4 protein-coding genes are annotated in these 3,165 nt (G+C 66.7%); 3 read left to right on the forward strand and 1 reads right to left on the reverse strand.

The genetic code is table 11. From position 1 onward, the window contains the following. Positions 1–121: 121 nt before the first annotated feature. The 3 genes from H8B02_RS46405 (at position 122) to H8B02_RS46415 (ending at position 2,071) form a co-directional block, all read left to right on the forward strand. Entirely contained in the window at positions 122–385 is a 264-nt protein-coding gene (locus H8B02_RS46405; protein WP_229172392.1) for an EscU/YscU/HrcU family type III secretion system export apparatus switch protein, read from the forward strand. A gap of 132 nt (positions 386–517) precedes the next feature. Beyond that, entirely contained in the window at positions 518–1,330 is an 813-nt protein-coding gene (gene blaOXA / locus H8B02_RS46410) for a class D beta-lactamase (protein ID WP_229172393.1), read from the forward strand. An 84-nt stretch (positions 1,331–1,414) separates the two neighbouring features. Next, positions 1,415–2,071 (forward strand): carboxymuconolactone decarboxylase family protein, encoded by a 657-nt coding sequence (locus tag H8B02_RS46415; protein ID WP_229172394.1) that lies wholly within the window; start codon positions 1,415–1,417, stop codon positions 2,069–2,071. 27 nt (positions 2,072–2,098) lie between these two features. On the opposite strand, the gene H8B02_RS46420 is transcribed toward H8B02_RS46415, so the two are convergent. After that, on the reverse strand, positions 2,099–3,165 hold a 1,067-nt coding region (locus tag H8B02_RS46420; RefSeq protein ID WP_229172395.1), incomplete at its 5' end, for an aminotransferase-like domain-containing protein.

The raw sequence follows: 3,165 nt of genomic DNA on the forward strand, positions 1-3,165 counted from the left end.
CCTCCGAACTGAGCCAGGCGCTGACCAGGGCCGAGCTTACGCCCGGCGATATCGAGATCCGCGACGGCAGCCCGCCGCAACCTGCGCCCGCGCGCGCCGGCCATTTCCTGGACCGCGCATCATGAGCGAGGCGCCGAACCAGCTCGCGGTCGCGCTGCATTACGACCATTCCGGCGCGCCGCGCGTGGTCGCCAAAGGCAGGGGCGCAATCGGCGCCAAGATCATCGAGGTCGCCAGGGCCAACGACATCCCGATCGAGGAGAACGAGGTCTTGGCCGGCGCGCTCTCGAATGTCGAGCTCGGCGACGAGATCCCGGCCGAGCTCTACAAGGCCGTCGCCGAGGTCTTGGTGTTCGTGCTGCGGCTGTCGGGCCGGGCGCGGTAGCGATAGCGTCTTCAAGCGAAGTGGGCACCGGCTCGCGTGAAGAGAACGCGTCGGGCAACCGAGACTTATTGCCATCCTTTCACCACGATGGCATCACCATCGTCGTCAACCCGAACCAGATCAGGTCCCGTCGTGATCCATCGCCGCCATGCGCTCGGTCTGCTTGCTGCCGCGAGCATCTTGCCGTCGCGCAGCTTCGCCAACGTATCCTACCAGCGCAGCGAGTTTCGCGAGGATCTGGCAAAACGGTTCTTCGATCTCGGCACCGAGGGCACCTTCGTCGGCTACAAGGTCGACGACTACCTGATCATCGCGAGCGACAAGGTTCGCTCGGGCGACGGCAAATTGCCGGCCTCGACCTTCAAGATCCCGAACGCGCTGATCGCGCTCGAGACCGGCGTGGTGCAGGATCCCGACAAGGACGTCTTCAAGTGGGACGGCACGACGCGCAGCATCGAGGCCTGGAACAAGGATCACACGCTGCGCTCGGCAATCGCGGTGTCGGCCTTCCCGGTGTTCCAGGAAATCGCTCGCCGGATCGGCGCGGAGCGGATGCAGAAGTATCTCGACGTCGTCGACTACGGCAACCGCGACATCGGCGGCGGCATCGACCAGTTCTGGGTGACGGGCAATTTGCGGATCGATCCGGTGCAGCAGATCGATTTCCTCGACCGGCTGCGCCGCGGCGTGCTGCCGGTCGGCAAGCGCAGCCAAGAGCTGGTGTGCGACATTCTGCCGGTCACGAAAGTCGGCGACGCCGTCATTCACGCCAAGACCGGACTGACCGACAAGGAGCACGGCTCGCTCGGCTGGCTGGTCGGCTGGGCCGAGAAGGGCAGCGAGGTCACCGTGTTCGCGATGAACATGGACTGCAAGACCCAGGCGCAGATCGATGCGCGGATGAGCGTGACGCAGCAATGCCTCACCGATATCGCCGCGCTGTGACGGGCTGACCTGCGTACGCTGCGACTGGCAGGCGCGCCGCCGCTCGATTAGCATTCTCCGATAAAAGCAAAACCGGAGGAAATCATGCAATCAGCTTCGATCTGGCTGTCGTCGCTCACGCTGGCCGCGGCCGGCGGCTGGCTCGCGGCCACAATGTTTTCGGCGCCGGCCACCAGCAAGGAGCCGCGCTTCCCGCAGCTCACGATGGATCAGCTCAACGACCAGCAGCGGCCGCTCGGCGAGGCGATCATGAAGGTGTCGAGCGTCGGCATCGGCGGGCCGTACAATCCGATGATCCGCAGCCCGGTGCTCGGCCAGCGGCTCTACGATCTGTTCTATTATCTGCGCTGGCAGACCTCTGTGCCGACCAGGCTCAACGAGTTCGCGATCCTGATCATCGGTCGGCAGTGGCGCTCGCAGGTCGAGTGGTTCGCGCATGCGCCGCTCGCGGCCAAGGCCGGCTTGTCGACCGATGTCATCGCCGAGCTCAAGGCCGGCAACCGCCCGTCGAAAATGGCCGACGATGAGGCCGTGGTGTACGATTTCGTCACCGAGCTGACCACGACCAAGAAGGTCTCCGACCAGACCTATGTGCGGGCCAAGACAATCTTCAACGATCAGCAGATCGTCGACCTCACCGCGGTCGCCGGCAATTACGTGATGGTCGCAATGCTGCTGGCGATGGCGGAAGAGACGGTGCCGCCCGGCAAGGAAGAGCCGTTCAAGGTCGGTGAGAAGTAAGCGAGCGCTGCCGCGATCGGGGGCTTGTTAGCGCCCGATCGCCCGCAGCAAGGCCGGCATCAGTTTCGGGTCGCGGCATTGCGCGACGTTGAAGCGCATGAAGCCGGTGGCCGATTGCGTGGTGCTGAACACGTTGCCCGGGGCCAGCACGATATTGTCGGCGAGTGCTGCGCGCGCCACGTCGGCGGAGTCGCAGCCGTCGGGCAGGCGGCACCAGAGCTGGAAGCCGCCGCGCGGCATCAGCCACGGCTCGATGCCGATGCGCTGCAGCTTCTCGCCGACGTCGCGGCGGGCGCGCGCCAGCCGCCGGCGCAGCTCCTCGACATGCTTGCGGTAGAAGCCGGTCGCCAAAACGCTTGCGATGATTTCGGTCGCGACCGCGCAGGGGCCGCCGAATCCGGTGGCGACCTGCAGGTCGACCAGTTGCTCGATCCAGTCGGCGCGCGCCGCGATGAAGCCGCAGCGCAACGATGCCGACAGCGTCTTGGAGAAGCTGCCGATCCGGATCACGCGGTTGAGCCCGTCGAGCGCCGCGAGCCGCGCCGACGGCTCCGGCTCGAAATCGGCGAAGATGTCGTCCTCGACGATGGTGAGATCGCGGGCGGTGGCGGCATTCAGCACGCGGTGCGCGGTCTGCGGCGACATCGTCGCCCCGGTCGGATTGTGCAGCCCGGACACGGTGATGTAGAGCCGCGGCCGCTCGGCCTCGAGCACCGCCTCGAAGCTTGCGACATCGGGCCCCGCTGGCGTGTAGGGCACGCTGACGAGCTTGACCTGATGGGCGCGCAGCAGCGCCCGGAAATTGAAATAGCAGGGATCGTCGACCAGCACGGTGTCGCCGGGCCGCAGCAGGAAGCGGCAGATCAGGTCGATCGCCTGGGTGCCGGACATCGTGAGCAGCACCTGCTCGGGCGACACTTCGAGGCCCTCGTCGGCGAACCGCGCCATCAGCATGCGGCGCAGCGCCAGCGAGCCGCGCGTCGCACCGTAATCCGCGAGCACGGCGTCCTCGGCCCGCGCCAGGCCGCGGAACGCGCGCCGCAGCGCCTCGGTCGGCATCCAGTCGGCGGGCAGCCAGCCGCAGCCCGGCTTCA

The organism is Bradyrhizobium altum (assembly GCF_020889705.1).
In the GTDB taxonomy this organism is placed as follows: Bacteria; Pseudomonadota; Alphaproteobacteria; order Rhizobiales; family Xanthobacteraceae; genus Bradyrhizobium; species Bradyrhizobium altum.